Raw genomic sequence first — 24651 nt, forward strand, 5'->3', positions numbered from 1 at the left:
AGAGTCAAAACTCTATCATTGATTAGAATAATTGTCCTATGTCAAAGTTGAATTGGTTACCGGCCTCGTTATCACCTTGTACACCAAGTCGATCTTTTCTAGGGTTAACAGGGAAACCAAACTCAAATCGTAGGACACCGATTGGAGAGAACCAACGGAATCCAAAACCATAGTTAGCACGAAGAGAATAATCGTTGTTAATACCAGGGCGAGTTTCCCAAACGTTACCAGTATCGTAGAAAACAACCCATTTTAGTCCCGCTTCTTTCACGATCGGGTGCTCAAGTTCCACCGTTGTCAGGAAGCTGAAAAGACCACCGAAGTTGAACGCTTCCAAGTTTCCAGTATCAGTGTTTCGGGCAAGTCTACGTGGACCGATATCTTCCAGGTTAAAACCACGCATGTTACGGGCACCACCCATCGAGAATTTCTCAACACGAGGAATATCACGAGAAGTAGTTTTGAAAAGCTGCTGTCCGTTGACACGCGTTCTGAGAACGAGATCACCAATGATCGGACGGTAATAACGCCCTTCTAACTCAGCTTTCATCCAGCGCATTGTTCCACCTAGACCGGTGTACTCAATTGAGCCAGAAGTATAGTAACCATTTGTTGGTTCAAAAATGTTGTTACGCTTATCGCGAATGATTGATGCCTGAAGCGAAGAGGCCGAACCATTCTCAACTTTAGGGTCGATACCTTCGTTAATGACGTCATCAACTTTGTTGTCTTCATAACGATAAGTCAGGAACAAGCGCGTGTATTCAAAGATCGGGTGACCAACGCGAACATCTCCCCCGTGCTTCTTGTAAACGAATGAACGGATGAAGTATGAAACCGTTTGGTAATAGTCCGCACCGGCCGTCCATTTTGTGTCAAATAGATATGGCTCAGTGAAACCTACGTTATAGATCTGCTGACGGTTCGAGTAAGACAAGTTCATGTTGATGTTCTGACCCAACCCACGGAAGTTGTTCTGGGCAACTGAGGCCTGAACGAAACCTTTTGTGGCAGTTGAGTAACCAGCACCTAATGAGATCTGACCCGTTGGACGTTCCTTAATCGAAACTTCCACATCAAGAATATTGTCAGTACCCTTTCTCGTAATCGTATTGAAAATGACACTTTCCTGCTGGAAGAAACCCAGACGGTTTACGTTCTCTTTCGAGATACGGAGTTTCGATCCGGAGTACATCTCACCTTCGTGAATTCGGAGTTCCCGTCGGATAACTTTATCACGGGTCTTAGTGTTACCTTTCATGACAATCTTACCGAAGTAAGCGATCACACCTTTCTCAAATGAGAAGACCACGTCTACTTTGTTTTCACCCGGAACCACTTCAAGAGTACGAAGCACGTTGGCGAAGGCATAACCTTTATCCTGATACATTTCAGTCAAGGTCTGGATATCTTGACGAAGATTTTCTTCGTTGTAGATATCGCCAGATTTCAGCTTCAGCTTTTCCATCATCTCTTCTTCAGTGAAGAGTAACTCACCGTTGAATGAAATATTGTTTACTGAGAACTGAGGACCCTCTTGCAGACGAACCGTAATGAAGATCCATTTTTTGTCTTCAGAGGCCGTTACTTCTGGGTTTTGAATATTGATTTGGAGGTAACCGCGAGTCTTGTAGTAGTACTTAAGTCGTTCTACGTCCGTCTGGAAGTTGATCTCTTTGAAGTTCCCTGATCCTGAAAGGAACGAGAAATAAGATTCTTCTCGGGTCTGCATGAAGTTCTTAAGTTCATCATCCTTAATGTCCTTGTTACCAAGGAAGGTGATTTTCTTAACGCGAACTTTGTCCCATTCTTTAATTTTAAATTTTACTTCCACTGAACCGTTCTGAGCATCATTGATCGAATAGGTCGCAAGTGCCAGGAAGTAACCCTTCTCTTCGTAGTGCTTTTGAAGCAAGAGCACATCGTTCTTAAGAGTTGAGATATCCAGAATATTAAATTCTTTGGTCTTAATCTGCTCTTTCAAATCATCATCATTGATCTCATCGTTACCAGAGAACGTGATTTTAGAGATGATGGGCTTTTCTTTTAATTTAAAGAGGAGGATGTTTTTGTCGGCCGTGATTTTGTGATAGGCCTCTACTTCTTCGAAATACTTCATCTCATAAATACGAGAGAGATCTTTTCTTAATAAGTAGTTATCAAGCATCATGTCCTGGCGAGTACCGATTTTTTCCAGGATCGCTTCAGATTCAACTTTTCTGTTACCAGTAAATTCAATCGAATCTACGCGGAACATCTCACGGATAGGACCAATAATTTCTTGAGCAAGAGCTGAGTTAACTCCGATGAAAAAACTAAAAATGAAAAAAAGAAGCTGAGCTTTTTTCAACCCGAATATCCTTCGACTAACCATAACGCAAAAAGCTATGTAATTAATTTTATTTGCAGTCGGAAATTCTAGCCAATTATCTGACCATCTTCAATGACTATTTTGCGAGGAAAGTGTGATGCAACTTTATCATCATGAGTCACAACTAAGAGTGTGGCGCCGAAATCAGCTGCAAGATTCTTAAGTAAGGTTGAGACCTTCTCGGAGTTGATAGAATCCAAGTTACCAGTTGGTTCATCACAAAGAAGAATTTTTGGTCGAAGTGAAAGAGCGCGAATGATGTTGATGCGTTGCTGCTCCCCTCCCGAAATTTCGAACGGAAACTTGCTAAGACAGTGAGTAACTCCCAGAATTTGCGCTAATTCTTTAGCATCTTTTTCAACAGGAGCAAGATCCTTACCACCGATTCTCCCTGGAAGAAGAATATTGTCCCAACATGTCATTGAAGGCAGAAGAAAGTGAAATTGGAAAACAAAGCCAACGTTTGAGTTACGAAATTTGGCCATGTCCTCATCAGACATTGATGTAAGATTTTTTCCATCAATGATGACTTTCCCAGAAGTCGGGTGATCAAGGCCCCCTAAAAGATAAAGTAAAGTCGATTTACCAGAACCCGAGGCACCACGAATCGCCACCAGCTCCTTCGCACCAATGTCTAAATTGAGACCTCGTAAGACCTTGGTCTTACCGAAAGTTTTTTCGACATGTTCGAGACGAATGAAACTCATGAACTAAACTCCTGCCTTAATCCCTGGATAATCGGTTTATTTCTCATCCGGAGATATCCACCAAATGCTGCAATCAGAATCCACAACAAGGATACAGCATAGACAGTAACATACGCCATAAGATCAAGTCGGATATTGAGAGATGAGAGTACATAAATCTCGCCGGGAATCTGGAGGAACCAAAGATTCTGAAGGCCCCAGTTGAAAATATGGGACGCAATGTACGCACCCACACACGAAATGCCCCAGATAAGGATCACTGAAATAAACCAAAAACGTGTGAGGCTGGTAAGTGAAAGTCCTACAGCTCTCAGAAAGAAAAAGTCCTGGGCCTTTTTCTCCATAATATATATGACGAAAGCGATGATATTAAAGACCGCTACAACTACAATCAGTTGAAGAATAAGTGAGATTGAAAACTTCTCAACTTTCACGGCCTCAATTAAGAATGAGTACTCGTTCCAAAAAGGACGAACCAGAAAATCTGACGAAACTTCCAGACGAAGTTTTTGTCTTGAAGACTCAATTTCATCCAGATTCTCAAGCGGTTTATTCACGTCTTTGACCGCAATGATAACTTGATTGACCTTATTCCCTAGTTCCAGAAGCTCGGCCAGATCAGCGCGATTAAGATAAACGAATCTTAAATCTTTTTGATAGATACCGTGCTTAACCAGTGAACTGATTTGAAATAATTTAATGGTCGGAAGTGCCGAGGCCGCCTCATTACCACGACCAAAAGTCAGAGCAAGCTCATCGCCCACTTTCACTTTGAGCTGCTTAGCGAGTTCCTCACCAATGACCACTGTACCAGTTGGTACTTTTACTTTTAGGCCCGTGGTTTGCGAGAAACTTTCTCCTTCGATTCCACGAACCAGAACACCTTTACTGGCGTCACCATGAAGAGCGAAGGCCTCAGTTTGAATCACTGGCGTTACGGCGATTGGTTTAATGCTATCAATCTTTTCTTTTAATTCTGCAGAGACCGGGAAAAAACCACGACGATTGGTCACGATAATATCACCAGAAGAGTGACGAAGACCTGACTTCAATAGATGATCGAAACCATCCATGAGGCCAAACGTACAAAGGATGACCGCAATTGAGAACGTGAAACTAAAAACGGTCGCCAGCAGGATTTTTCCTGCGGAGCGACCGTGTAAAACGATTTTTAAAATCGAAAGATAAGAATTCATTACTCTTCTTCAGAGAAGAAATGTTCTTTCTTAAGAAGTGGGAAAAGGATTACTTCGCGGATTGTAGGTGAATCAGTGAGGATCATCACAAGACGATCAATACCAATACCCTGGCCGGCCGTAGGTGGCATTCCGTACTCAAGAGCACGTACGAAATCATAATCAACTTCAGAGGCTTCATCGTCCCCCGCTTCTTTCGCCATTGCTTGGTCAGCAAAACGATCAAGCTGATCAGTAGGATTGTTAAGCTCAGAGAAGGCGTTTCCAACTTCCCAACCATTCATGAAGAACTCGAAACGATCTACGAATTCAGGGTTCTCATCGTTACGACGAGAAAGAGGAGAAACCTCAGTCGGATATTCAGTAATGAATGTCGGCTGAATAAGTTTTGCTTCTACTTTTTCTTCAAAAGTAAGAACCAGAAGTTTGCCCCAAGAAAGCGAGTTAAGCTTCTTCGGATCCATATCAATGCCTTTTAGAAGACCTAAAAGGTGGGCACGGTCATTCACCTGCTCCATTGTAGAATTGGTATATTTCGCCACCGCTTCTCTCATCGTCAGACGAGCATAAGGGCCTTTAAGATTGATTTCGTGTTCACCAAATTTCACCACATCAGACTTGATCACGTGAGTCGCTAGACCGGTAATCAATGCTTCAGTGAAGTCCATAAGGTCATGGTAAGTAGCGTATGCCCAGTAGAACTCAATTGTTGTGAACTCAGGGTTGTGCTTAAGTGATAGACCTTCGTTACGGAAACAACGGTTCATCTCGAATACTTTATTATATCCACCAACGATCAAACGCTTAAGATGAAGCTCAGGCGCGATACGCATGAAGAGTTCCATATCAAGAGCATTGTGGTGAGTATTGAACGGTCTTGCGGCCGCTCCACCTGCCACTGAATGCATCATCGGAGTTTCTACTTCAAGGAAGTCGTTCTCATAGAAATATTCACGGATATAACGAACGATTTGTGAGCGCATTTTTAGTTTCGCGCGCACTTCAGCGTCCATGATCATATCTACGTAGCGCATACGATAACGAAGTTCGGCATCAGTCAGACCGTGGAACTTTTCAGGAAGTGGACGAATTGATTTCGTGAGAATTGTTAGTTCGCGAGCATTAAGTGCCAACTCACCTTTCATTGTTTTGAATACGTCACCTTCAGCGTAAACGATATCGCCAGTGTCCAAAAGCTTGTATTCAGCGAAGCCCTTCTCTGAAGTCACTTGCTTATTTACATAAAGCTGGAAACGAGAAGAACCATCATCCACCTGAAGGAACGCGGCCTTACCGAAATCACGCACCATCATCACACGGCCCGCAACTTTATATCTTGGAGTTTCGCCAATTTCTTCCTTGGCCTTCTCACTGTACTGCTCAGTTAAATATTTAAATGAAGTGTTCGGTTTATAGCCGTTCTTATATGGATTAGAACCCATCTCTTCAAGCTTCTTACGTTTATCCAGACGAACATCCATCTGTTCAGAGAAGAGATTGGTCCAGCGGCTTACGTGTTTGTCTTTCATAATTTTTCCTGAGGTGGTTAATTTTTCGTCGTTCATAAATCATCCATTCCTGTATCTTGTACCTCGCCTCCAAGGGACTTCCATTGAAGGAAAGCTTTCATAAAATCATCTAAATCGCCATCAAGAACTGATTGGGCCTGAGACGTGCTGAATCCTGTTCTGTGATCTTTCACTAATTGATATGGGTGAAGAACGTATGAGCGGATCTGAGATCCCCAAGCAATGTCTTTTTTGCCAGCTTCGATTTTATCCAAGGCCTCCTGACGTTTTTTCATCTCCAGGTCATAGAGACGAGATTTTAGAATCTTCATCGCCATGGCACGGTTTTGGATCTGCGAACGTTCGTTCTGGCAAGCAACTACAATTCCTGATGGTAAGTGAGTTAAACGAACGGCCGAATCGGCGGTGTTTACTGACTGTCCACCAGCTCCACCTGAACGGTAAACGTCCACGCGTAGATCTTTATCCAGGACTTCAATTTCAATTGTATCGTCCACTTCAGCACTCACAAAAATTGAAGAGAATGAAGTGTGGCGTCTGGCGTTTGAATCAAACGGTGAGATTCGCACCAGGCGGTGAACACCTGACTCAGATTTTAAAAGTCCGTAGGCGTAGTTCCCTTGAACCAAAAGTGTCGCCGATTTAATTCCTGCAGAATCGCCATATTGGAAATCAGTAACAGTGGCCTTGAAGCCATGGGCCTCACACCAACGTTGAACCATACGAAGAAGCATTCCGGCCCAGTCGCATGATTCAGTTCCACCGGCACCAGCATTAATGGTTACGATGGCATTATTAGGATCTGTTTCACCAGCAAGAAGGGCTTTCTTCTCCGCTTCTGACAATGCAGTTTGAAGCTTCGGAAACAGATCAAGCGCCTCCTGAGCGGAAGACGCATCTCCAGCGTCACTCATTTCGCACAGGACTTCGAAATCGTCTGCGAGAGTTTTTACTTTGCTATAAAGCTTAATCACTTCTTCAATGAGGGAGCGTTCTTTTTGGATTTTTGTGGCGTTTGCCGAATCATTCCAGAAGCCATCAAGTGCTTCGAGTTCTGAAATCTCTTTTAGTCGATTTTGTTTACGATCGACGTCAAAGCGACCTCCGAATCGTTTCGAGAGTGGCCTTGATCTCAGTGAATTGAGATTTATAATCTGAAAGTTTTAGAAACAGTGAGTCATCCATAAATGGCCTTTGAAAGAAATCACTGTAACAAAGAGGAATGAGCTTTGAAAAGAGGTTCTTATCCCGAATGGAGTAAGAACCTTATGAATTAGTTTGCAAGATGTAGATATGGAGTCAGGATTGAGCTGAAATCCTGGCGATTATCAACTGCCGGTAGAACTGTATTTGGATTTCTCGGAATATTGTCCGGATCTCTCAAAAGGTTACAGTCAAACGAAGGCGTTGTTCTGTTTTTCGCGTTCTGCTCACTGATCGCCACGAGAAGTGAAGCGATGGTCTTACGATTTGCCGGAGCTTTTTTATCGAAGCTCAACAAGAACTTCACAAATTTCCAGATACTACCGAAATCTTTTTCATCAGGAACCTGCTCATACTTGATCATGAACTGATAGATTTGTTTCTGGAACTTTTTGATAATTGGATTCTTGTCTTTCAAGAAACCATCAAGAGCGCCGGAATAAATTGTATAAGCGTTATTTACTTCGTCAGCATCTAAGAGATTATTCCCATTGGTATCCCAACGAAGAATAGTGGTCTCAATATGCATAAGGGCGATCATGGTGGTCATGATGTCCCCTTTCTCAAAAGGAACTTGTTCTTTATCCCCGTCAGAATAGAAGTTACAAGAACGGGCCGCATCGATAGTGGTTTCCAGGAACTTTTGGGCCGCTTCGTTTGGAACGAATTCATCACAATTTTTAGGTGCGCCCATTGATTCAAACATTAAAGGTAAGTAAGGGCGGTAGTCCTTACAAACACCCTTCCAGAAATTGGCCTTGAAACATTCAGGTAGAATTCTACCGAACTGATCTTTCGGACAGGCCATGTCTTCTTCAAGGTAAGTAAACAGATCGCCCTGAATATTAAGCGCAGCAAACAAGCTCACACCAAATTCAGTCATTTCGTTTACATCAAGTTTGTTATTTGTGTCTGATTGATATTGGAAAAGTGTTCCAAGTAGCGAAACGTTGTCGGCCGTGCCTTCGATTTTTCCAGGAAGGATCAGGTCCATATCAATCAATTCTTGCTCAAACTTTTTAAGCAGGGCCTGCATTTGCTTCTGGTCCATTGAGAAGCCGCCAACCGCGTCTGGGTTCGGACTTGGGCTACCATAAACTTGGAACACAAGTTTAATGGCGTATTCGAATAGAGCAATTTCAAATACCGCGTCCGCATTACGACGGTAACCGCGAGTATAGTATGGGGCTAGGAACTCCCCTTTCATGAAACGATATTTCTTCACAATTCTTTCGAACTGATCAAGCTCTTTCTGGTGCTCAGGATAAGTGTGACGGTATTCATCGAAATCAATTGAAACCGGCTGAGAACTCTCCAGTTGAACTTTGAACTTGTCATAAATTCTGTGGAAAATCGTACCACTCTGAAGAAGGGTCTTAGCGTGGACGAAAAAGTTCTTTAATTCAATTCCCCTCACTTCATCAGTATTACCGTTCATCAGAATCTTCTTGGCCTCGCCAATCATATTACGATACTTCTCAACATCGAAATCATCTTTCTCCACGAACTCTTTCACGGCCTCAATCGCCTGATCCATTGTGAAGAGAACTTCCTGATCACGATTGTTCAGGTCACCTTGAGTCACAATATCGTAAAGATCGTTCACATCACGCTTTAAAAGCTGAAGAATCGATTCTTGATTTAAGATGATGTATTTGTAGCGAACAGCATCCAGACCAATTAGAAGAAGATGGTCGAAATTCAAGATCAGTTTTTCCAGCTCAATATGAGTCAGGTGATCTTCATCACCACCAAGCATGAGCTTCTTCACAAACAGAACTTTCTTAACTCTTTCGATGTCCTGACGAGTGTCTTCAGTCGTGAAACTCTCAAGAAGATCCATGATATTTAGCTTATGGATATTACCGCCACGGTCTGATTTAAAAATCTTACGAAGGGCCTGCACGATGGCCTTGTTGGCGGTCGAAACACGGTCACGGTGGTTTTGGTGAAGAGCATATGTCACTTCAGATTCGTTTTGGAAAATTGGTCCGAAGTTAAGAGATGCCTCACGGTTAAAAACGACCGCAAAGTTAATAACTTTATCGACAGTATCTTTTGAAATGTAATCAGGATCTTCACCGGCAATTAAGTGACCAAGGTCAAAAACTGCTTTAAGGGCCTTCACCACTTCCGGCTGAACGTCAGGTCGGAAAACACGAAGATATTCTTCAAGCTGAACACGAGATAAGTGGCCCGGTTTTCCCGATTTTACCACTCTGATGAACAAGTGAAGGTTTTCACCCAAACACTGAATTTGAGATTCAATATTCTTATTCATGATCTCTGAGAACTCATTCATATCGAGTTCACAGTTCACTTCAAACTGAGATGTTGAAAGCTCTTTCTTCTTAACTTTACTGCCTAATAAATCTCCGCAACCGCTCAGGGCAAGCATCAATACAGCAAGCAGAAGAATGAATTTCATCTTAAAAAACATATCTAAGTGCTCCAAAAACGGCGTCATTATTTTTATAAGGAGACCAATAAGACTTCCCGTCACTTGGTGTTCCAATCATATTTACGCCAAAGTTCATCAGTAATTCTTGTGTTACTTTATAGCTCGCTCTAAGCATGACCAGACGGTCAGTGGTAAGCATATCGAACTTGCCATCTGCCGAAAGAGTAAGGAAACGTCCAAAGTTTCTCGAAGCAAAAATGTTCACGGCCTGGTTCCAACGAGGATCCAGGGCCAGGTCATCTTTATCTCTATCAAACGGACTGAGACGGGCCACATAGTTAAGGGCCAGAGTATAAAGATCGTTAGATTTTGAAATCCCGCCACCAACATAATCTTCACGACGCTTTTGGTTTTTGATTTCTGTATATCGAACATCGTCTTGAACATCAGGGTTACTCTGAGGTCTTACTGCGATTCCTGAAACATACATTTCCAGATCAAGATTTCTGTACTTAAGAGTTGAGCCATAGACATCGTGATAATAGAACTTAGGAGTAATACCAGCGTTGATCACTTTACCAACGATATCAACGTTCACATCCACATCGGCCGTGAGCTGATTTTCCGGCTTACGCATAATAAAGTTGTCCAACACCCAGTGCTTTGATTCAAAACCAATATTGGCACCGATAGTGTAACGATAAATCACTTCGTTGATTTGTGGATAATCCACCTCGTAGTTGATCTTCATCGGAACACCTTGGTAGACCGTGCTGCTTGCAGGAGGATCTGCCCATGGGCTTCGTGATGTAATTGTCTTGTCTTTTTTATCAATATCCAGAGGTGGGTTCATTTCAGGAACATAAAGACCTGAAAGGAACGTTCTATATCTCATTCCGTTGGATGATTTTCTCTCGTAAGCTAGACCAATAAGACCTTCCTGACCTGGCAGAAAGTAATCAAAGTTACGACGGTTATTTACCTTACCGAATCCCCAAACCGCATCCACTGTAGACCACGGAACGATTTGGCGGCCAAACTTCAATGAGTCCTTACTTGTAAGATTTCCGCCAACATAAGCTTCTTGAAGAGAATACTGTGTAAGGCTTTGATCATTTACTTGGGCCGCGGCAGTGAAACGAGTCTCTACGCCACGAGTATAAGTAGTGCTCGTGTTCTTGTGATAATCAAATTCGAAGTCTGCGTTATAACGGTTACCAGGAACATTACCTACGTTCCCATGGGCCTGATTACTCAAAGCCCCTAAGTGACCATTAATATAGGAATTAGGAGCCGAGTGACCCACACTGGTCACTAAAATCATGCTTCCTAAAGTCCACTTGCGATAGCTTTTAAGCACTGAGAAAACCTTCCTTAAACAAATATGATTACTTTCATTATCTCTAAAATTTAAACTTTCTATTTACGCATTGTATCAAGGCAAGACCTATCACTCGCCTCACCGTGTAAACCTTACCTTCCCCTGTCAGCCGGGCAGACACTTGTAAACAGTTCAAATGACAGAACTTTTTATTTGCCCAGAGTTAAGTAAGGGACTACTATGCGACTGACCTTTTCACTCAAATAAAGGAAAACCTCTGATGAAAAAGCTAAGTACTGGAATTTTAATGGGTTTTTTCGCTGTTATGGGTCTTGCCCAAGCAGATAGCAGCCGCTACCACCCAAATCACCTCTTCATTAAAATGAAGTCTGGTGAAAGTCTTGTTAACTCACCTCTTATCAAAAGCTCTAAAAAGCTATTTGGCAGCCTATATCTAGTTAAAACTGAAAGTGCTGATAAATTGGCGGAGACTTTATCATCTGAAGAATCAATTGAATACGTTCAAAAAGATTTCTACGCTGGTAAATCAGCTATGCCTAAGCACGAAGTTCTAAATGAAGGTGGCCTTCTTATGAAGCAACTTCAGAACTTCGACTTCTCAGTTTCTTTCAACGATCCATATACAAGCAGACTTTGGGCCTTCCAAGCTAAGAACGGTCTAGATGTTATTGGTGCTTACGATGCTCTTCCAGCTCGTGCTGCTCAAGAAGTAATTGTTGCTGTTGCCGATACTGGTGTAGACCATAACCACGAAGATCTTAAAGATGTTATGTGGACAAACTCTCGCGAAATTCCAGGCAACGGAATTGATGACGACAACAACGGCTACATTGACGATATCCACGGTATCAACACTCTAGTAAGAGATGCCCAAGGTCGTCCGACAATGAATACTATGGCCTCTCACTGGCATGGTACTCACGTAGCTGGTACTATCGCTGCTACTCAAAATAACGGCGTTGGTATCTCTGGTGTTGCAAACAACGTGAAAATCATGGCCCTTCGTGTAGTACCTGACGATGCGGACGAACTAGATTCAAACATTGTTGAAGCTTTCCTATATGCCGCTAACAATGGTGCAAAAATCATCAACTGTTCATTCGGTAAGAAAAATAACGAAGGCGGAATGGTTGTTAGAGACACAATCAACAAGATCGCTTCTAAAGGTGTTCTAGTTGTTGTTTCTGCTGGTAACGATTCAATGGGACCTTTCTCTTGGCACGATATCGATACTAACCTTAAATACCCTGCTTCGTTCGATTCTCAGAACATGATCGTTATCGCCTCTACTCAATCTGATGGCGCTATGTCTTCTTTCTCGAACGTTGGTAAAATTGGTGTAGACGTTGCTTCTCCGGGATCAAACATCTACTCAACAATCAACAACAACCAATACTCAATGGCATCTGGTACATCAATGGCAGCTCCAAACGCTTCAGGTGTTGCGGCGATGGTTCTTGGCTATTATCCACAAATCAAAGGTGCAGGTCTTAAGAAACTTCTTATGGACACTGTAACTCCAGTTCCAGCTTTCAAAAAACTAACGGTTACTGGTGGACGCTTAAATCTTAAAGCGGCACTTGAAAGAGCTAAACTAGCTACTCAAAGACGTTAATAAAAAAGGGGCCTTAACGGGCCCCTCTTTTTTTTATCTCACTGATTTTATCTAAAGCAATCTTCTCCCACTTCTCCATCAACTTTTCTTCCGCTCGACTCACTTCATGATCATAACCCATGAGATGAATCATCCCATGAATCATGAGATGGATAAACTCGTCCCAATATCCAATTTTAAATTCTTTCGCCTGACGTTTGGTTTGCTGATGGCAAATGGCGAGGTCTCCCAGAAACAACTCCGGCATTTTATAAGAAGCTCCTCGAAGATCTTCATGGGCCGGAAATGAAAGGACGTCTGTGACCTTGTCTTTATTTCGGTGCTCGCGATTGAGTTCTCGGATTCGAGCGTCTCCGCAAATCATAAGCGAGACCTGAACGGTCTTCACCGATTTGAATTTTGACTTGAGAAGAATTCCTTCACCAAAAAGATATTCCAGCGCTTCCGAGGCATAGTTCAGCCACTTGGCCAGCTGTTTCTTGTCGGAGTCGCTCAACTTAACCGTAGAATGATAATCAACTTGGAGGAAAGGATGTTTCTTCATAAAGGCCATGTTATCCTGTAACAGAATCTTCTGCAATATAAGGAGCTGACGGTGAGTCATCCGGAACTTGAACGTTGTATTGAGGTCATCAAGGCCCTTCGCCATCCTAAAACAGGATGCCCTTGGGACCTGGAGCAGACCCACGAAACGCTTTTGAAATATCTGATCGAAGAGGCCTACGAGTTTGTGGAGGCGGTAGAAAACGGTGATCCCAAACATATGGAAGAGGAAATCGGCGACGTTCTCTTTCAGGTGATCCTTCACACCACAATTGGTGAAGAGAAGAAGGCCTTCTCGCTGGAATCGGCCGCCAAAAATCTAGCGGATAAATTAGTTCGCCGACACCCTCACGTTTTCACTCAGAAAGATATGAAGCTCACTTCAGATGAAGTGCTGGAGAATTGGGCGAAGATCAAAGTCACTGAGAAAGGTGAACGTAAATATACGATTGATGAAAAATACCTTCACGCCCCTGCCTTGGAATCAGCTTTTAAAATTGGCAAGAAATCCACAACCGTGAACTTTGACTGGCAAGATCATCAACAAGTGATGATGAAAGTGGAAGAAGAATGGCAGGAAGTAAAAGAAGAGCTGCCTCCCACAGGTCAATACAATAAAGAGCGAGTGAAAGAAGAGATCGGAGATCTTCTTTTCAGTGTCGCCCAATTGGCACGCCACTTAGATTTAAATCCGGAAGAGTGTCTCCGAGATGCAAATAAAAAATTCATCAAACGTTTCCAGAAAGTGGAAGACATGGTGAAGGCCTCGGGACGAAAGTTAGAAGATACTCCCCAAGAAGAACTGGAAGATTACTGGGTGAAAGTTAAAAAAGTATGAAGTTAAAGCATAAGTTTATTAAGTTAACAGAAGCTCAAAGACTTTATGGTCTGGATAAACCCATCATTGGTTTGACCGGTGGAATTGCGACCGGCAAGAGTACTGTGACAAAGATGCTTGAGGGCCAAGGACTGGTGGTCCTGGACGCTGACCGTTTGGTTAAATCCATCTATCAGACCCGGGAAGCTAAAGACTTCATTAAAGGCACCTTTCCTGAGGCGTGGATCAATAACGAGATTAACTTTCAAAAGCTAAGAGAGCTCTTCTTTCATAATCCTAAAACGAAGGAAGCGGTCGAGGGCTTTATCTACGCTCGTCTGCCTCAGGCCTTTGCAGATGCGGCCTCCTTGAATACAAAGCAGCCTTTCCATATTTATGACGTCCCACTTCTCTTTGAAAAAGGACTCGATCAGAAAATGGATCTATCAGTTTTGGTTTATGCTCCTCGAAAAATTCAGAGAGCAAGATTAATGGATCGAGACGGACATGTTGAAGACATGGCGGAAAAGATTCTTAACCATCAGATGGACATTGATGAGAAGAAGCTTAAGGCCGATTTTGTGATTGATAATTCTGCTGGTATGAGTGAACTTGCAGCAGAAGTTAAACAGTTCCTACTGCAAGTTTTAGAATAATTACTTTTTAATGGGCATGCACTTGCCCTTCGCGGCCTTCATAAAACTGGCCTCTTCGGTTTGAACGCATTTAAGACCTTTATCACAAGTGTATTCCAAGGCCCCACCTGAAAGACGTTTCCCTTTAGCGTCCAGAACGATACAGCTTTGACCTTGCTGGCCTCTTAGTTCACATTGCATGAACTTCTCTCTACTGTTTTCCACACAACGGGCCTTATTATTCTTTTTGGCCAGAGAGATCACTTCCTTATTAAACCAATCAGAGCAATGTGAGTCGGTGGCACACTTATTTTTTGGATGAGTAAAGCGAAGACTTGCCACCACGTTCTTCATCATCGCATTCAGGGCGCCCGTCACTGTAAGATTGTTGGTAACACGAGCATTTAAGAAATCATTATGACAAAGTTCAGTCATTGATTTCATCGTGACAGTCTTTCCGGCAATTTGCTCCGGCAGAAGAAGACGTCTCGAAGTAATCGTCACTGTATTAGAGAATTTTTTTGAAACACCAGCTGAACCACCCACTCCCGCGAAAGTAAATCCACCTGCTCCAGAATATTCAGTCTCAAAGTCCAGATCAGCATCACAGTTAAAACTAATGAAGCGTCTTTTGCTTTTTACAATTCTTCCCATGCGGTCGTAAGTCGTAAAATCAAAAGTACCATCTGATTTCAGGGCGGGCCGCATGCCTTCCGTATTAATGGTTACGTTCGTTCTGTATTCACGTCTAAAAGCGATCGCCGGACCTGCTTCCACACCAATCCCCATGAATTCAACTCTCACTTGAAGAGTCACTTTAGAATCCACTTTGCGGCTGTCCGAGGACTTTATCGTATTGCCGGCAGAACTGATCCAATCAACGCTTTCTCTGTCTGATGTCAGCGATTCTAAGATGTCTACTTTCCGAGCGTAATTCAGTTTTTTACTATCTGCCGGGGCCATCGCTGGAGGAAGAATAATCTCGCCTTCTTCATTCAAGAAGTTAGAACGATCTTCCACTCCCTTCATCAATACCTTTTGAAGATTTGTTAAATCCGGGTCCGATGAAACTGAACCTCTTTGAAGGGCCTCAAGGGTATCAAGGGAAAGCTTTCTCATTTCCTCTTGAAGTTCAGGGGCCACAAGCAAGAGGTCTTTCTCAATTGCCTGACGAATTTCTTCCGCAGCATCTTCTGAGTTACCAGAAGAAGCCAAGGCCGCATCGTAGGCCTGTGTAATTTGGAATTTCACTTTTTCGGCCAACAATCGGGCCTCATTCTCTGCACGTTTTTCCAGTGGAAGGTTTAGCTTTTCGTAATTCAGCTCACGATGAAAAGCTTCAATACTTAAAGAAGTTGATTGAGTGAGTTCTTCAAGGAACTCTACGCGGTTCTTTTTTTCTTCAAAGCTGACCGATCCCATGGCCGAGAAGGAAAAGAGGGCCACCATAAAGATCCAACGTGTATTCAACATAGTTCATCCTCACTTATGAGGACATTTTATGAGAATTCGGGATTTCAATCTTTAGCTTTCGAAAGGACAGTAAAGTTTACAACAGGCACTTGTCAAAAATTTAGACAGTGAGCTTGCTTGGGTACTGAAAGTTCTGGATTTTTTTAAGCCATGGATCTTGGAAAGATAGTGCCACGGCCACGAGTTTTAGCCCTTCTCTATTCTTATTTCCACGACCATACTTCGGATCTCCCATGATTGGGTGGCCTATGAAGTCCAAATGACGACGAATCTGATGAAGGCGACCGGTCTCAATCGTGACCTTTAAATGGCTTTGATTATTTTTTGAGGCCAGAACTTCAATGTGGGTAATCGCCTCTTTATCATCCAGAGAAGCTTTGATGGTCTGTTTAGAACCAACTTCCATCTCCCCAAGAACAATTGCTTCGTAGGTTTTAGAAATAAGGTTTTTTTGGAAGAGGTCTCCAAGAACGCCAGCGGCCTTTGAATTATAACCCACAATCATTGGCCCCTCAGTTTCGCGATCAAGTCGGTGAACCAGAAAGACCTCTTTCTTACGGGCAATTTCCACATAACGAAGTAAGGAAGCGTGGTCGCCTGCTTGTGATCCTTGTGGAACAACTCCTGCTGCTTTGATCCAGATACCATAGTTCTGGTCTTCATAAAGGCATTCTGATTCAGTCACCGCCGGAAGTTTTAAGACCTTTGGATCATAAAAACATTGAATAAGGTCTTGGGGTCCCACCTGCTCTTTCAGGCCACGGATGCGAAGAGTTTTTCCCTTGGCATTACGTTGAATCCAGACCGCGCCCTTTTGGGCCGCATCTGCTAAATCTTGTTCAGGGAGTTTAGTGAGCTTTTGAAGAAATTCTCCCAGCGTAGTTCGCTGGGAGAAAAATTTACTAACAGGGGCTTTAAAAATTCTCATTTAAGACAGGAAAGATTCAAGCGTTTCAGTTGAAAGTGCTCTTGCTTCATGCACTTTGTTCAGGTCTTTTTTCATAAGAACATGAAGACACTTAAAGTTCTCAATGATCTTCGACTCATCATTGGCCTGGGCCTTTTGGATTCCAAGCAGAGCTTCCTTCATTTCATGCTCTTTTTGAGATGTCGTGAAATTGAAGTTCGTCTGCTCAACCGGAGACTTCTCGTGCATCATATGAAGCTTATTAAGAAGGACATCTAGTTGAGAAAGTTTTTTATCAAGCGTGTGAACGTTGAAGTCCAATCTTGCCAACTCGTCCTTGTATCTCATCGCAAGCTTCTGTTGAGCTTCGTCCAGAGGTGGAAGTTGACCAAATAGAGAGTTATTGATCGAAATAAGTTTCGCCTTAACTTCCATCAGTTCAAACTTCAATTTCTTGTAATCAGTTTTAACACCTTCAAGTTGAGTCATGATGTCCATAGTGTCCTTGGTCTTCTTCGTTAGTTCCAGGGTCACTTGTTGCATTTTATGAGCATCTGTTTTTAAATCGTCATTGTGCTGAAGAATCGACTTATTAATGTGCATAAGAGATTCCATTCTTTCCACTGAACTTAGGAAGGTGTCACGAAGGTCATTCGCAAGCTGGAACTCCTGCTTAATGATGTCTTTCTTCTCTTCTTCGATTTCTTTCATGCCTTCGATCGTCTCAATATATGACTCGTTTTCTTTCTCAAGATTGCGAATCGTATGAAGACATTCGTTCTTTTCCCCATTTACTCTTTCAAATAAAGTCACAAGGGTCTTATAAAGGTCATTCAGATCATTGTTCTTAAAGTCTTTTTCAAGAAGACGGATTTGATCCTCATCTAGACTTTCTTCGTTCCAGTGAGTGATGAAGCGATTAAGTGTCTCCCGAGAAAGGTTTACTTGCTCGTTGATTGCTTCTTTTACAGAAACCAATGGATAGAAGAACACCATCACACGGTCTTCGCGATTCACATTGATGGGAGTCACATACATCTCGTAAGGCTGAGATGGAGCATACTCGTCCTGTTTTACTTTGACTGGATAGATTCCGGCGATTTTGTTCACAAGAGCTTGATAGATTGGATCTTCATCAAGGTTTAGATAATCACGAAGGTAGTCCCAGTTAAAGGCATCGCTTCTCACTTCTTCTTCACTTAAATAGAACTGCTCTAAGAAAAGATGGTTGAACCAAGTTAGTTTGAAATTAGTATCAATCATACAGCCACCAAATGGAAGACCAGTATGAAGCATTGAACCCAGGTTCAATTTGATTTTTAATTCATCCAAGAGGCGAACGATATCATCACGAGTAAGATCTGAGTAGTGGTCCATCATGAAACGTTGATCGCCCATGATTCCCTTCTCAATCACACCTTTAACTTCCATCTCAACTTGCTCACCCATCTTCACTTTCTGCCAACGGAAAAGATAGGCCAGACCCATCCAGGCCGTCACAAGAAAGGCCACCATTCCAGCAAGCATGATCACAAGTTGGTTTTGTTTTCTGAAGCGCATGCCTTGAATGTCTTGTGCTTTCTTTTCAACATCAATCATCCATTGAGAGAGGGCCAAAGATGCTTGAGTCACATGGACCTTAAGATCGCGAGACTGAGAGTTTAAGCTCCCAAGTAATTCAAGTTCATTCTGCATGGATGTGAAGCGCTCTAACAGGGCCTGTTTTTCACCATCTGTTAGTGAAGAACCAGTAACTAGATTCTCAAGACGCTTAAGATCTGTGCGAAGGTAACTTACCTGAACTGAGCCACTCACATTTTTTGGATTGAGCTGTTCAAGGCGCTCTTTCATTCTTTCAGCAAGAAGTTCAACATTATTATATTTTTTGGATTGGGCAACTTCGTAAAGAGAAGCAACTTTATTGCGAAGAACTTTAAGAGCGTCAGATGGATCAGACATTCCAGTCGTATTGTTAATCAGACGGTTGAATGTGCGCATGCCAAGACTTAAATCTTTGCTCGATTTAATTTCTAGTAGCTCTTCGGTTTCCGCAATTTTTTGAGAGAGTTCACGAATTTTATCATTCGCTTTATCAGGCTGTGCCCAAGACAAGTGCTTGCCGATTTTCTCGAAGCTCATGTCTTTCTTAAAGTGATGAATAAGTGAGTTAATTTTAAGGCCACGCTCTTCTTCTGTACTTTGCAGATGATTAAGTCTCAAAGCAAACAGAGTCGAGCCAACGCCAAAAACGACAGCGATAACAAATATTCCGTGTATTACCCACTGTCCACGATTAAAGGTTTTTTTCCAATCCATTGAAGTCACCCTTTTTAAGTAAATTCCGATACTTAATTTTCTGACAATTTGCGACGGATTGAAAAGAACTAAGCTCAAATAAAAAAGCCCGAGCTGTTAACTCGGGCTTCGTGTTTTCTAATTTTGAGTTGGATTAGCTGGCAAGATCTTCGTAAGAGTCGAACTGGTTACGAAGCTTGGCCTTAAGCTTTAGGATCGCCTGAGTGTGAAGCTGAGACACGCGTGACTCAGTTACATCCAGAACCTGGCCAATTTCTTTCAGGTTTAGATCTTCGAAGTAGTAAAGAGAAAGCACCAGGCGCTGCTTTTCAGGAAGGGCCTTAATACCTTCTTTAATGATCTCCTGTGCGCGCTTATAACCAACAGCTGTCTGCGGGTTAGCACCACGAGAAGTCTCCATAAGAGAGACCATGAGCTTCTTATCACCTTTACTCATTGCCGCTGCATCTTCGATATTCAGAAGAGAGACTGACTTTGATTTGTTGATAAGCTCATGGAACTCATCCATCGAACACTGTAAGTGTTCGCACATTTCTTCATCTGTTGCTGGACGACCAAGGTCCTTTTCAAGCTTGGCATATGCCTTCTCTACGAGCTTGGCCTTTTCACGAACTGAACGAGGAACCCAGTCCTGAGAGCGAAGTTCATCAAGAATCGCCCCGCGGATACGGAATTCAGCGTATGTTTTAAATTTGTTATCACGAGATGGATCGAATTTTTCGATGGCATCCATAAGACCGATAACACCACATGAAATCATGTCATCGAGTTCAATATTAGGTGGAAGCCTAGAGGCGATTTTCTGAGCGATGTAACGAACTAATGGAGCGTACTCAAGAATGATTTCGTCTTTGACCTTTGGGTCTACAGTCGAGCGGTAATCTTTTAAGTTCTTAAGTTTGGCCGTGAGTGATGACATTTGTGAGCTCTCCTTAGCATTTACCGTTTAGTGAACATCGTGTTCATAGGCCATCTGGCTCATCCCCTTAGATGGGGCAGTCAGTGGTCCACCTACTTTTTCGGTGAACCCATATAAAAGTTTAACGAAGTTTTTATTCCATTCATTTTTGTTTTCAGAGAGGAAAAAAGTATCAAATCCTGAGGCATCTACATCGAACTTCTGGATCCCTCCAAGAATGTGAGTACGAGCACCTAGGAAATTCTCGATTGTTTCACTCAGGGTCATCACCACTTTCTGGAACTGTTTTTCACTCTGATACATGTTCACCAGAAGATGGTTCTCTTTGATCCCGAAACGGGTCGCAAGAAGCTTCACCAGTGAGTATGAATCTGTGATTGAAGATTTATCCGGAGTCACAATCACCCAACGGTGATCACAATAAGCACTCAACGTAAGCGTTTCTCTCGACACCCCTGCCGGACAATCAAGAAGAATGAAATCGTATTCATGCTCATGAGAAGCGATGATATCAATGATAATTTCGTCGAAATTTAATTTTGATTCGAAGACCTGGATGGAGCCATTGCATGCAGGAAGTAAGTGGAAGTTACCTTGCTGAATCAGACAGTCTTCAAAATTTGCTTCTGCAGAGAGAAGTTTTTCAAATTTATTATCAAGTGGAAGGCCCATCTTGATGGCAGTGTTTGAAAGATTTGAATCGCAATCAATCAAGAGAGTGCGGTGACCGGCGCGGGCCAGTTCCTGTGCTGCTTTTAATGCGATTGAGGTTTTACCTACTCCGCCCTTTCCACCAGTGATGGAAATTTTAGTACAGGCGAAATCACTAGCTCTTCTAAGTTCTGACTTCTTAACGGGATTATTCGTGGTTGAAAACGATTGAAGCCACTCGCTAGTTTTGTGCATAAACCTCCTGTTAATTGCACAGTTTGGAAGCTTTAGATCTTGCCTAACATCCTGTCGGGCCTGAATAGAACTAGAGCTTTAGAAATTTAGAACTGAAAGAGACCTGACATCAATCTTTCAGCCGTCGCACCTTCGATATCATCCGGAACTACTGGTCCTGTTCCGAAGAATTTGAGAGGAAGCTTGTTGTGGGCCTTATGAACATTGAAGAGAGCTCCGAAGTTCATACAGAGGTCCACATGAGAAATGATAACACCGTCTACAATCTCCTTGTATCGGGCAATTATTTTTCGGTTATATAATTCAGAGTGAATCGCCGAAAGTGTGCATAGGACTTCTACGTGCTGGAAACCACGTTTCAAAGTCTCAACGAATTTTTTTGTTTCATCGGTGTATTTGCTATTCAGGCGCACATCCACCAGGACAGATTTGCCGGCTTCCACTGCTTTACGAGATAGGCCTACGACTTCAGAGAAGTTTTGCACCTTCTCGACCTTGATTCCGAACACCTGGGCCGCGAAGTCTGTAGAGGCGTTATTTTGAGCGTCTTGTGAGTACTGGATAAGAACCACGTCCTTCTTCAGAACCGCGATTTTAGTCCCCATTGTGCTCTGGCCAGAAGCTGCTTCCGACACAAGTACAGTCACTACAGGATCACCATTTTCAATCTTGGCGAACAAAGGAATGGCAGTATTAATTGAGCTCGCCATTTCTTGAAGAGCGAATTCAAAAATCACATCTGGATTCTCGAGATCTTCTTTTGAAAGTTCATAGTTGGCCTTCTTGATCAGCTCAAGAATATGGGCCTCATCCACGTCCAATGTTTTAAGCGTTGTACGAAGCTGGAAAATTCCTTTTGCTTCATTCAAATGCTTTTGGTTGAACTGATAGTTCTGTGAAAGCTCCATGATTTTTTGCTCAAGGAGTTCCATTTTATGCTGAGTGGTTCTTAGCTCTTGTTTAAGTTCATTGTAGGCCTCACGGCTCACCATTGATTGAGCAGGAGCAGCAGGAGCTTGAGGCTCACGAAGAGGATTTCTTGTGATCTCAACCGTGTCTTCCATCATCTGTTGCTGAGGGGCCTGACGTTGTGGTTGTGGTCTCGCCTCTCTAACTGGACGGGCCTGTTCGCGTTGCCCTGGTGGTTCAGCATATTTCCCACGATTCGATGGACGAACCGGGGCCGGTGTATCATCGGCCGAATCAATATCAAAACCAGAATCATCTCCGTCAGTCAGGAAATCATCCAAACTGCTTTTAATTAACGAAGATGTTTTCGTTGTCATATCAGCTAGACCAGCTGAGCCCTTAGCAAGTGTGTTCACCACTTTGTTAAGCCCCATGCTACCGTAGCCGGCCGGACCTGCGCCTTGGGCCTCAGGACCATTATATTTAGTAATTGTTTCTTTAATTGTAGAGGCGGGCTTTTGGTACAAAGCTTCTTTCTGTTCTGGATTCAAAACCTTATCCACCTTTGCCTTTTTCTCAAAGCTTCGCTCTGAGATGGCCGCTGTGATCTCAATGCGCTTTTTCTTAAAGGCGCCTTTAAGACCATTGTTAGTGATGGTTTTCAGAATGATGGCATCAGGACCAAGTTCTACTTTTACCTGTTTTAAAGCTTCTTCTAATGTGTCAGCTTCGAACTTCTTAACGAACATTCTTTACAACCTCACGGTACCGAGAGATCTGATATTGACTTCTGGACTAAGTTCATTATGACTTACCACAATCAGGTTGGGAATGAATTTTTCAGTCAACCTCTTGAAATGACGGCGAATCACTGGCGAACATAGAACTACCATTTTCTCCCCTTGCGAGGTCGCCTCTTCAATCTTTTCATTGAGCGAGGCCAGGATAGTTTGAGTCACTTTAGGATCGAGATTTAACTGCGATCCATGATCAGTGTGGATAATTGAACGAGCAACGGCCTCCTCAAGACTACGGTCCAGCGTAAACAGCGGAACGTCTCCCTGAGAGCCTTTAATTTTTTCTGTAATGGTCCTATAAAGGGCCTGACGAACGTATTCAGTAAGAGCTTCAGCGTCTTTTGTTCCAGTTCCAAACTCAGCAAGAGTTTCAAGGATCGTGCGAAGGTCACGAACTGAAACACCTTCACGTAAAAGGGCCTGCATAACTTTAAGCACAGTCCCAAGTGGCATGATGTCCGGAACAAGGTCTGAAACAATCTTCGGATTCTCTTCTTTGAAGTTGTCGAGAATCTTGACCAGTTCCTGACGACCAAACATTTCAGAAAGATTCGCTTTAAGAACTTCAGTTAAGTGAGTCGCCACAATTGTTGAAAGATCAACCACGGTGTAACCATTGTATTGAGCTTCGTCCTTGCGATCATCAGTGATCCAGATGGCAGGAAGACCGAACACAGGTTCTTTTGTTTCGATTCCATCCATTGCTTCAATCACAGTTCCAGGGTCCATCGCCATCATGTGATCAGGCATTAATTCACCACGAGCGATCTCAATTCCTTTTAATTTAATTGAGTAACCACCTGGCTTAAGCTCCAGGTTATCTTTGATTCGAACTGAAGGAATAATCATCCCCCAATCAAGAGCAAATTGTTTTCTAATGTGTGAAATACGTTCAAGGAGATCGCCATTTTGTTCAGCATCCACGATTGAAACAATTCCATATCCTACTTCAAGTTGCACAAGTTCCACTGGAAGAAGAGATTCAAGCGTCTCAGCTTTGGCCTTAGTTTCAGGAGCAAGCGCCGCTTTAACTTCAGCTGCTTTCGCCATCTCTTTGTTCTTCTCTACTTTGAATCCAGCGTAACCAATCAAACCACCGATCATAAGGAACGGGAAGGCCGGGAAACCAGGAATCAAACCAAAAACTGAAATCGCACCCGCAGTGATGTAGAAAGCTTTTGGGTGGGCCGTGAATTCTTGATTCACCTGCTTACCAAGGGCCTCAGAGTTTGAGTTACGAGTTGTGATAATACCGGCAGCAGTAGAGATCACAAGTGCCGGAATCTGAGCGATCAAACCATCACCCACAGTTAAGAGGGTGAACACTCGAGCAGCATCAGAGAAGTTCATATCATTCTGGGCCACACCAACAATGATACCGCCCACGATGTTAATTGCTGTAATCAAGATACCCGCGATGGCGTCACCGCGAACGAATTTCGAAGCACCATCCATCGACCCGTAAAAGTCCGCTTCTTGAGCAACTTCCGCACGACGACGTTTCGCCTCTTTCTCGTCGATTAGACCTGCGTTCAAATCCGCATCGATCGCCATTTGCTTACCAGGCATTGCATCTAACGTGAATCGAGCACTTACTTCAGCTACTCGACCAGCACCTTTAGTAATTACAATAAAGTTAATGACCACGAGGATCATGAAGATAATGATACCTACGGCGTAGTTACCACCTACAACGAACTCACCAAAGGCCTCAATGATGTGGCCCGCGGCCTTTGTTCCATCCGATGCTCCGTGAAGAAGAATGTTTCTTGTTGAAGCAACGTTAAGGGAAAGACGAAGAAGTGTTGTAATAAGAAGCACTGATGGGAAAGTCGAGAAATCTAATGGCTTTCTCGCGTAAATCGACATCAGAAGAATCGCGATTGATGTTGCGATAGAAAATGCCAGAAACAAATCCAGAATAATTGGAGGAAGTGGAACCACCATCACACCCAGGATTAAAATTAATCCTAGAGCAATTGCGAGTTCTGAATTTTGAGAAAAGACTTTGAGCTTTTCTAAAAACCTGTCCATGGTCACCTCTTAAAGAGTCGCTCATCCTGAG

Annotated in this window: 18 protein-coding genes; 3 read left to right on the plus strand and 15 right to left on the minus strand. The window is 43.0% G+C overall.

Translation table 11 applies throughout. The annotated features are described in order from the left end of the window. Positions 1–22 precede the first annotated feature (22 nt). The 7 genes from bamA to ACJVC5_RS01785 form a co-directional block, all read right to left on the minus strand. Positions 23–2350: an outer membrane protein assembly factor BamA gene (bamA, locus tag ACJVC5_RS01755; RefSeq protein WP_408097665.1), complete on the minus strand. Its 2328-nt coding sequence runs from the start codon at positions 2348–2350 to the stop codon at positions 23–25. A gap of 68 nt (positions 2351–2418) precedes the next feature. Then, positions 2419–3078, minus strand: a complete 660-nt coding sequence (locus ACJVC5_RS01760) for an ABC transporter ATP-binding protein (protein WP_408097666.1) — start codon at positions 3076–3078, stop codon at positions 2419–2421. Further along, a complete protein-coding gene (locus ACJVC5_RS01765; protein ID WP_408097667.1) occupies positions 3075–4274 on the minus strand; it encodes an ABC transporter permease in 1200 nt (399 codons plus the stop codon). The genes ACJVC5_RS01760 and ACJVC5_RS01765 overlap by 4 nt, the downstream gene beginning before the upstream one ends. After that, positions 4274–5839, minus strand: a complete 1566-nt coding sequence (gene lysS, locus ACJVC5_RS01770; RefSeq protein ID WP_408097668.1) for a lysine--tRNA ligase — start codon at positions 5837–5839, stop codon at positions 4274–4276. Before lysS ends, ACJVC5_RS01765 begins: the two co-directional genes overlap by 1 nt. Continuing rightward, complete coding sequence (gene prfB, locus ACJVC5_RS01775) at positions 5836–6957, minus strand: peptide chain release factor 2 (RefSeq protein ID WP_408099216.1); 1122 nt, start codon at positions 6955–6957, stop codon at positions 5836–5838. The genes lysS and prfB overlap by 4 nt, the downstream gene beginning before the upstream one ends. A 119-nt stretch (positions 6958–7076) precedes the next feature. Next, entirely contained in the window at positions 7077–9434 is a 2358-nt protein-coding gene (locus ACJVC5_RS01780; protein ID WP_408097669.1) for a hypothetical protein, read from the minus strand. Between the two features lies 1 nt (position 9435). Beyond that, on the minus strand, positions 9436–10731 hold the full coding sequence (locus tag ACJVC5_RS01785; RefSeq protein ID WP_408097670.1) for a hypothetical protein: 1296 nt from the start codon (positions 10729–10731) through the stop codon (positions 9436–9438). A 277-nt stretch (positions 10732–11008) separates the two neighbouring features. Between ACJVC5_RS01785 and ACJVC5_RS01790 the strand changes: the two genes are divergently transcribed. Further along, a complete protein-coding gene (locus ACJVC5_RS01790) occupies positions 11009–12364 on the plus strand; it encodes a S8 family peptidase (RefSeq protein WP_408097671.1) in 1356 nt (451 codons plus the stop codon). A gap of 13 nt (positions 12365–12377) precedes the next feature. Here the strand turns inward: ACJVC5_RS01790 and ybeY are convergent, their stop codons facing one another. After that, positions 12378–12908, minus strand: a complete 531-nt coding sequence (ybeY, locus tag ACJVC5_RS01795; protein ID WP_408097672.1) for an rRNA maturation RNase YbeY — start codon at positions 12906–12908, stop codon at positions 12378–12380. A gap of 51 nt (positions 12909–12959) precedes the next feature. Here ybeY and mazG point away from each other — a divergent pair, with 51 nt between their 5' ends. After that, the gene (mazG, locus tag ACJVC5_RS01800) at positions 12960–13745 is read left to right on the plus strand and encodes a nucleoside triphosphate pyrophosphohydrolase (protein WP_408097673.1); all 786 of its coding nucleotides are present in this window, start codon (positions 12960–12962) and stop codon (positions 13743–13745) included. Next, positions 13742–14380 carry a dephospho-CoA kinase gene (gene coaE / locus ACJVC5_RS01805; RefSeq protein ID WP_408097674.1) on the plus strand — a complete coding sequence of 213 codons (639 nt, stop codon included), beginning with the start codon at positions 13742–13744 and terminating at the stop codon, positions 14378–14380. The genes mazG and coaE overlap by 4 nt, the downstream gene beginning before the upstream one ends. On the opposite strand, the gene ACJVC5_RS01810 is transcribed toward coaE, so the two are convergent. From ACJVC5_RS01810 to flhA, 7 genes are all read right to left on the minus strand, one after another. After that, positions 14381–15832: a hypothetical protein gene (locus ACJVC5_RS01810; protein ID WP_408097675.1), complete on the minus strand. Its 1452-nt coding sequence runs from the start codon at positions 15830–15832 to the stop codon at positions 14381–14383. A gap of 100 nt (positions 15833–15932) precedes the next feature. Continuing rightward, entirely contained in the window at positions 15933–16760 is an 828-nt protein-coding gene (locus ACJVC5_RS01815; RefSeq protein ID WP_408097676.1) for an RluA family pseudouridine synthase, read from the minus strand. Then, on the minus strand, positions 16761–19055 hold the full coding sequence (locus ACJVC5_RS01820; RefSeq protein ID WP_408097677.1) for a hypothetical protein: 2295 nt from the start codon (positions 19053–19055) through the stop codon (positions 16761–16763). Positions 19056–19188: 133 nt separating this feature from the next. Further along, positions 19189–19974, minus strand: coding sequence for a FliA/WhiG family RNA polymerase sigma factor (locus tag ACJVC5_RS01825; RefSeq protein WP_408097678.1), 786 nt, complete (start codon positions 19972–19974; stop codon positions 19189–19191). A gap of 27 nt (positions 19975–20001) precedes the next feature. Beyond that, positions 20002–20880 carry a MinD/ParA family ATP-binding protein gene (locus ACJVC5_RS01830; protein ID WP_408097679.1) on the minus strand — a complete coding sequence of 293 codons (879 nt, stop codon included), beginning with the start codon at positions 20878–20880 and terminating at the stop codon, positions 20002–20004. 86 nt (positions 20881–20966) lie between these two features. Then, on the minus strand, positions 20967–22538 hold the full coding sequence (locus ACJVC5_RS01835) for a hypothetical protein (protein ID WP_408097680.1): 1572 nt from the start codon (positions 22536–22538) through the stop codon (positions 20967–20969). A gap of 3 nt (positions 22539–22541) precedes the next feature. Beyond that, a complete protein-coding gene (gene flhA / locus ACJVC5_RS01840; RefSeq protein ID WP_408097681.1) occupies positions 22542–24620 on the minus strand; it encodes a flagellar biosynthesis protein FlhA in 2079 nt (692 codons plus the stop codon). Positions 24621–24651: the final 31 nt, after the last annotated feature.

The organism is Peredibacter sp. HCB2-198, from assembly GCF_045999315.1.
Classification (GTDB): Bacteria; Bdellovibrionota; Bacteriovoracia; order Bacteriovoracales; family Bacteriovoracaceae; genus Peredibacter.

Coding starts and splice junctions, on each gene's coding strand:
- ACJVC5_RS01835 (WP_408097680.1), bottom strand. CDS start 22,538: ATGTTCGTTAAGAAGTTCGAAGCTGACACATTAGAAGAAGCTTTAAAA.
- ACJVC5_RS01760 (WP_408097666.1), bottom strand. CDS start 3,078: ATGAGTTTCATTCGTCTCGAACATGTCGAAAAAACTTTCGGTAAGACC.
- ACJVC5_RS01810 (WP_408097675.1), bottom strand. CDS start 15,832: ATGTTGAATACACGTTGGATCTTTATGGTGGCCCTCTTTTCCTTCTCG.
- ACJVC5_RS01785 (WP_408097670.1), bottom strand. CDS start 10,731: ATGATTTTAGTGACCAGTGTGGGTCACTCGGCTCCTAATTCCTATATT.
- lysS (WP_408097668.1), bottom strand. CDS start 5,839: ATGAACGACGAAAAATTAACCACCTCAGGAAAAATTATGAAAGACAAA.
- ACJVC5_RS01825 (WP_408097678.1), bottom strand. CDS start 19,974: ATGTCATCACTCACGGCCAAACTTAAGAACTTAAAAGATTACCGCTCG.
- ACJVC5_RS01790 (WP_408097671.1), top strand. CDS start 11,009: ATGAAAAAGCTAAGTACTGGAATTTTAATGGGTTTTTTCGCTGTTATG.
- ybeY (WP_408097672.1), bottom strand. CDS start 12,908: ATGAAGAAACATCCTTTCCTCCAAGTTGATTATCATTCTACGGTTAAG.
- ACJVC5_RS01765 (WP_408097667.1), bottom strand. CDS start 4,274: ATGAATTCTTATCTTTCGATTTTAAAAATCGTTTTACACGGTCGCTCC.
- ACJVC5_RS01830 (WP_408097679.1), bottom strand. CDS start 20,880: ATGCACAAAACTAGCGAGTGGCTTCAATCGTTTTCAACCACGAATAAT.
- coaE (WP_408097674.1), top strand. CDS start 13,742: ATGAAGTTAAAGCATAAGTTTATTAAGTTAACAGAAGCTCAAAGACTT.
- ACJVC5_RS01815 (WP_408097676.1), bottom strand. CDS start 16,760: ATGAGAATTTTTAAAGCCCCTGTTAGTAAATTTTTCTCCCAGCGAACT.
- flhA (WP_408097681.1), bottom strand. CDS start 24,620: ATGGACAGGTTTTTAGAAAAGCTCAAAGTCTTTTCTCAAAATTCAGAA.
- ACJVC5_RS01820 (WP_408097677.1), bottom strand. CDS start 19,055: ATGGATTGGAAAAAAACCTTTAATCGTGGACAGTGGGTAATACACGGA.
- ACJVC5_RS01780 (WP_408097669.1), bottom strand. CDS start 9,434: ATGAAATTCATTCTTCTGCTTGCTGTATTGATGCTTGCCCTGAGCGGT.